A 6024-nucleotide genomic window follows, 5' to 3' on the forward strand; every position below is an offset into this window, starting at 1 on the left:
CCCGCGGCCGGGTCGGTCTTGACGACCAGATCCTGATCGATGGTGGAGCTCTGCACGCTCTTGACGGTGGACGCCACGGTGAACCCGGCCTGTTCCAGCGTCGCGCGCGCGGCCTCCTGCGTTTCCTTGGACACGTCCGGCACGTTGATCGACTGCGGTCCGGTGGAGAACCAGACCTTCACCGTGCTGCCCTTGGCGACCTTGGTGCCGCCCTTGGGCGTCTGCTTGGTCACGGTGCCCTCCGGCTCGGAGGAGTCGTTGTCCTCCTGCGGGTCGAGCGTGAGCCCGAGCTCCTCGAGCTGCGCCTTGACCTTGGCTTCGGTGATGTTCGACATCGACGTGAAGTCCGGCACGGTCTCCTCGTTCGACACGCCGCCGGAACGGCTGAGCATGAAGAACGCCGCCAGGATCAGCGCGATCACGGCCAGACCGCCGATCACCGAGCCGATCACGATCTTCTTGCGCTTCGCCTTGGCCGCGGCGGCGCGCTGTTCGGCGCGCGAACGCACGCCCGCGCCGCCGGCGCCGCCCGCCGGACGCATGGACGGCACGACCTCGAACTGTCCGGTGATTGGGTTGAACGCCTGCGTTGCCGTGGTCTCCCCCGCGCCGGCTCCCGGCACGCCTCCCGCCACTCCGGCGCCCATCGGCATGGTCTGGCCCATGGCCATCGTGGCGGTCGGATTCTGGCTTTCCTGCTGCTGCTCGGCCTCGCGCCGCGCCTTCATGTTCGCCAGGTCGGTGAGCGGGTTGAACGCGGCCGCCACCGGCATGCCGCCGTTCATGAACGTGAGGATGTCGTTGCGGAACTCCGCGGCCGTCGCGTACCGGTTCTGCCGGTCCTTGGCCATCGCCTTCGCGCAGATCGAATCCCACATCTTCGGCAGTCCGGGCACGATCGCGCTCGGCGGGGTCGCGACTTCGGAGACGTGCTGGTAGGCGATCGCCACGGCCGAGTCGCCGACGAACGGCGCGCGTCCGGTGAGCATCTCGTACAGCACGCAGCCGGCCGAGTACAGGTCGGAGCGCATGTCGACGGTCTCGCCGCGCGCCTGCTCCGGCGAGAGGTACTGCGCGGTGCCGACCACGCCCTGCGACTGGGTCATCGTGGCGGCGGAGTCGTCGAGCGCGCGGGCGATGCCGAAGTCCATGACCTTGACCACGCCCTGCTCGCTGATCATGATGTTGCCGGGCTTGATGTCGCGGTGGATGATGCCCATGCGGTGCGAGTACTCGAGCGCCGAGAGCACGCCGAGCATGACCTGTTCGGCGTCGCGCTGCGAGAGCGCCCCGTTGGCCTTGATGATGTCGCGCAGCGTCTGGCCCTTGACGTACTCCATGACCAGGTACGGCAGGCGTTCGGTGGTGCCGTCGTCGTTGGTGACGGTCTCCTCGCCCGAATCGTAGATGTTCACGATGTTCGGGTTGTTCATCTGCGCCACGGCGTGCGCCTCGCGGCGGAACCGCGTGAGGAAGATCTGGTCGTTGGCCAGGTCGGCGCGCATGATCTTGACGGCCACGGTACGGCCCAGCCGCGTGTCGAGCGCCACGCGCACTTCGGCCATACCGCCGTGGCCGATGGACTGGCCGAGCTGATAGCGGCCGTCGGCGAGCGAATTAGGCATGCTCATTGCTGCTCCTTCCGCGTGTTGCGCATCGTCGTCGCGGATGCGCCGTTCAAGCTGATATGCGTGCCGGCCGCCGGCTGGGGCTGGACGCCGGTCTGGTCGGGCCGTCCGGGCTGTGCGGCGGAGACGGCCGCCTGCGCGAACCGTCCCGGGTCAAGCGATCGCAGCAGCGTGTTCACCGCGTGCGGCCGACTGGAGACGCGTCTCGGCATGCGGCCGAGGTTGACGAACGTGTCGTCGGCCTGCGCGGTCGCCTGGTCGAGCAGGCGACGTTCGATGCGCGCGAGCGTACGTGAAACGACGAGCGCGTCCTTCGGACGGTCGCGCGGGTCCTTCGCCAGCATCGACATGACGAACTGCGCGAGCTGGAAGTCGACCGTGTCCGGCAGCGGCGGCACGGGGTCGTTGACGTGCGCGGCCGCGATGTCGACGGGGGTGGCGCCCGTGAACGGCCGGTGCCCGCACAGGCCCTCGTATGCGACGACGCCGAGCGAGTAGATGTCGGACTGCGGGGTCGCCTGCTTGCCCTGCGCCTGTTCGGGCGAGATGTACTGTGCGGTGCCGACGACCATGCCGTCCTGCGTGATCTGCTCCTGGTTGGTCGAGTAGGAGACGCCGAAGTCGGTGATCTTCACCTCGCCGGTGTCGGAGACCATGATGTTGGCCGGCTTGACGTCGCGGTGGATCACGTCGTGGCTGTGCGCGACGAACAGGCCGCGTGCGGTCTGGATGAGGATCGGCAGCAGTTCGGTCGGGTCCATCGCGCCCTTCTCGTGGTAGAGATCGGCGAGCGACTTGCTCGGCACGTATTCCATGATGAGGAAGCCGATGCCGTCGTGTTCGTAGTATTCGAACAGCGCGGCGATGTTCGGGTGGGCCAGATTGGCGGAATTGTGCGCCTCCGCGCGCAGACGATGCAGCTTGGCCTCCACGTTGGCCTGGTCGGAGCGCAATGCCTTGATGGCGACGGGCCGGCCGAGCTGGATGTCGTACGCCTTCCACACTTCGCCCATGCCGCCCTGCGCGAGCCTGCGGTCGAGGCGGTATCGGCGGTGGATGAGCTGTCCTTCGATCAGTTTCATTGCTTCAACGCCTCCTCCATCAGTTGCTTCATGATCGGACCCGCGGCCAGGGAGCCGTACAGGTCGGTGTTGTGCACCACGACCGACACGGCGATCTGCGGATCCTCCGCCGGCGCGAAGCCGATGATCCATCCGTCGATCGACTGGTTCGCGTCGCCGATCTGCGCGGTGCCGGTCTTCGCCGCCACCGACACGCCGTCGATTTCCAGAGACGGGTATTCCTTGGTGATCACCGATTCCATCGCCGTGGTCAGCTTGTCGGCCGTGTCCTTGCTGAACGCCTGCGACATGACCTGCGGTTCCGTTTCGGAGATGACCGACAGGTCGCTGGAACGTACGCGGTCGACGAGCGTGGGCCGCATCAGCTTGCCGTCGTTCGCGATCGCGGACGCGATGAGCAGGTTCTGCAGCGGGGTCGTCAGATTGTCGCCCTGTCCGATCGACGCGAGCGCGATCCGGTCGTCCGTCTCGTCGGCGGGGAACCGTGCGGCGACGGACTTGATCGGCGTGCCGGTCGACGTCGTGCCGTCCAGCGTGACCGACTTGCCGTAGCCGAGCTTTTCGGCCATCGCGTTGACCGTGTCCGCGCCGAGCGCGACGCCGAGCTGCGAGAACGCCGTGTTCGACGAGTACGCGAGCGCGTCCTGCAGGGCGATCTTGCCGTTCGTGCCGGCGCCCTGCACGCTCGAGTTGGTCAGCGCCGTGGCCGTGCCGGGCAGCGTGTAGCTCGCGCCGGCCGGCACCTGCGTGGTGAGGTCGTATTTGCCGGTTTCCAGCGCCGCGGCCATCACCACGGTCTTGAACGTGGATCCCGGCGGGTACAGCTGGCTGGTGGCGTGGTTGAGCATCGGATTCGAGCTGTCGGCGACGAGCTGCTGGTAGGCGAGGTTCGCGGATTTCGTGTCGTGCGAGGCGAGCTGGTTCGGATCGTAGCTGGGCGTGCTCACCATCGCGAGGATGCGGCCGGTCTTCGGCTGGCTGACGATCACCGCGCCGTCCTTGCCGTTCATGAGCTGGTAGGCGAGCTTCTGCAGCGTGGGGCTGATCGACGTTTCGATCGTGGCGCCCGTGTTCTCCGTGCCGGAGAGCACGGCCTTGAACCGCTCCCAGAACAGCGTGTCGGCCTCGCCGTTGAGCAGCTGGTTGCGCGAGGCCTCGAGGCCGCGGTCGGTGCCCTGCGTGATCGAGAAGTAGCCGGTCACAGGCGCGTACACGGGGCCGTTCGAGTAGGAACGCTGGTATTTGAACGAGTCGTTGACCGCGTTCGACTTGGCGATGACCGTGCCGTCGGAGGCGAGGATCTGGCCGCGCGGCGCGCCGTACGTGCGGTAGAGGGCGCGCGCGTTGCGCGGGTCGGCGTTGAGTTCGTCGGCCTTGATGGCGGTGATGATGGTCGTGGAGATGCCGAGGATGACGAACAGCACGAGCACGGCCGTGAACAGTTGGCGCAGGGTCTTGTTCATCGGTTGCCACGCTCCTTGAGTTCATGGTCGCGCAGTGCGGCCAGCGCCTCGTACTGGAACGTTTCCGACAGGTCGGTGGACGGTTCCGGCTTGTTCGCCGAGTTCGAGATGACGATGAGCAGCGCGGCGAGGATGTAGTTGGCGACGAGCGACGAGCCGCCGGCCGCCACGTACGGCAGGGTCATGCCGGTCAGCGGGATGACGAGCGTGACGCCGCCGACGACGGTGAACACCTGGAACGCCATCGTGAACACGAGTCCGGAGGCGAGCAGCTTGCCGAACCCGTCCTTGATCTTCATGGCGGTGATGAACCCGGAGGCGATGATGATCAGGTACAGCACGAGCACGGCCATGAGTCCGGTCAGGCCGATCTCCTCGCCGAGCGACGTGTAGATGAAGTCGGAGTTGCCGTACGTGGTCAGGCCGGGGTGGCCCTGGCCGAGTCCGGTGCCGACCATGCCGCCCGACGCGAGGCCGAAGATGCCGGTGACGATCTGCCACGAGCCGCCGTAGTCCTTGTTGTACTGCTCGTTGCTGAACGGCTGCAGCCAGGCGTCGACGCGCGAGCCGACGTGGCTGAAGATCGACGCGGCGAGCACGGCGCCCGCGGCGAACGCGATCAGGCCGATCACGATCCAGCTTTTGCGGCCGGTGGCCACGTACAGCATTGCGACGAACATCGCGAAGAACATGAGCGACGTGCCCAGATCGTGCTGCATGACGAGCACGCCCATCGACACGCCCCAGATGATGATGATCGGGCCGAGGTCCTTGATGCGCGGCAGCTGCAGGCCGAGCACCTTTTTGCCGCCCACGGCCAGCTGGTCGCGGTGGTCGAACAGGTATGCGGCGAAGAAGAACGCGAGGAACAGCTTGGCGAATTCGGCCGGCTGGATCGTGCCGCCCGGCACGCGGATCCACACGCTCGCGCCGTTGATGTCGATGCCGAGGCCGGGGACCATCGGCGAAAGCAGCAGCAGCAGGCCGACGACCATGCTCACGTACGAGAACCGGCGCAGGATGCGATAGTCGCGCATGAGCACGATGAGCGCGGAGGCGAGCACGATCGCGATCGCCTGCCACAGCAGCTGCTTGAACGCCACGTCCTTGCCGGACGACTGGTCGATGCGCGCGATCATCGTCGTGCCGATGCCGTTGAGCAGGATCACGCACGGCATGATCGACTGGCTCGCGTACGGCTGGAACTTGATGATCAGCGCCCACGCGGCGAGGATCATCACGCCGACCACGCCGAGCAGCACCGCGTAGTTCTGCGGGAAGCCGCCGGTGGTGCGTTCGAACATCTGGAAGAACGCGATGAAGCTGATCGCCATCGCGAACAGCAGCAGCGAGATCTGGCGCAAACGGGTGGTGATCATTGCGCGGCACCGTCCTTTGACGTGTCGGACTTCGTCGCGTCGTCGGCCGCGCCGATCTTCGGCGTGGAGTCGCTGCCGGATGAATCGGACGAACCATCGGACGACGAGCCGCCGGAGTTCGAACTGGACGAACTGGACGAGCCGGAGTTCGACGATTCGGTCGCCTGCTTCTTGGCCTCCTCCTCGGCCTGCTGCTTCGCGAGCTCCTTGTCGAGCTCGCTCTTGATGAACGAGGCGCGCTCGGTGGCCGCATCGTAGCTGTCCACCGCGATGCCCTGGTCGAGCTGGTCCTGCCACGACTGCGGCAGGCTCGACACCTCGATCGACGTCTTCTTCACCTTATGCGACAGCGACAGGCCGAACAGATTCGTGTTCACGCCGCGGTAGATCGTCACCACGCCGTCGCTGTCCGCCAGATAGTAGCGGCTCTGGCTCCACGCGTACGCGCCCCACGCCAGGCCGGCCAGCACGG

Annotated in this window: 4 protein-coding genes and 1 pseudogene; all 5 read right to left on the bottom strand. The window is 66.7% G+C overall.

Going from position 1 to position 6024, the window contains the following annotated elements; all coding sequences use genetic code 11:
* Positions 1–1631: Stk1 family PASTA domain-containing Ser/Thr kinase (pknB, locus tag JS533_RS13160; RefSeq protein ID WP_420838669.1), on the bottom strand; the 1631-nt coding region annotated here is incomplete at its 3' end.
* On the bottom strand, positions 1628–2710 hold the full coding sequence (locus JS533_RS13165; RefSeq protein WP_241515223.1) for a serine/threonine-protein kinase: 1083 nt from the start codon (positions 2708–2710) through the stop codon (positions 1628–1630). The genes JS533_RS13165 and pknB, both read right to left, overlap by 4 nt.
* Positions 2707–4173, bottom strand: coding sequence for a peptidoglycan D,D-transpeptidase FtsI family protein (locus JS533_RS13170; RefSeq protein WP_241515225.1), 1467 nt, complete (start codon positions 4171–4173; stop codon positions 2707–2709). Before JS533_RS13170 ends, JS533_RS13165 begins: the two co-directional genes overlap by 4 nt.
* The gene (locus JS533_RS13175) at positions 4170–5552 is read right to left on the bottom strand and encodes an FtsW/RodA/SpoVE family cell cycle protein (protein ID WP_241515227.1); all 1383 of its coding nucleotides are present in this window, start codon (positions 5550–5552) and stop codon (positions 4170–4172) included. The genes JS533_RS13170 and JS533_RS13175 overlap by 4 nt, the downstream gene beginning before the upstream one ends.
* Positions 5549–6024, bottom strand: a pseudogene (locus JS533_RS13180) (phosphoprotein phosphatase); the annotation flags it as partial. The pseudogene JS533_RS13180 and the gene JS533_RS13175, both read right to left, overlap by 4 nt.

It is taken from the genome of Bifidobacterium amazonense (assembly GCF_018555435.2).
Lineage (GTDB): Bacteria > Actinomycetota > Actinomycetes > Actinomycetales > Bifidobacteriaceae > Bifidobacterium > Bifidobacterium amazonense.

Bases quoted from the DNA above. Each gene is read 5' to 3' on its own strand.
- JS533_RS13165 (WP_241515223.1), bottom strand. From the start codon at position 2,710: ATGAAACTGATCGAAGGACAGCTCATCCACCGCCGATACCGCCTCGAC.
- JS533_RS13170 (WP_241515225.1), bottom strand. From the start codon at position 4,173: ATGAACAAGACCCTGCGCCAACTGTTCACGGCCGTGCTCGTGCTGTTC.
- JS533_RS13175 (WP_241515227.1), bottom strand. From the start codon at position 5,552: ATGATCACCACCCGTTTGCGCCAGATCTCGCTGCTGCTGTTCGCGATG.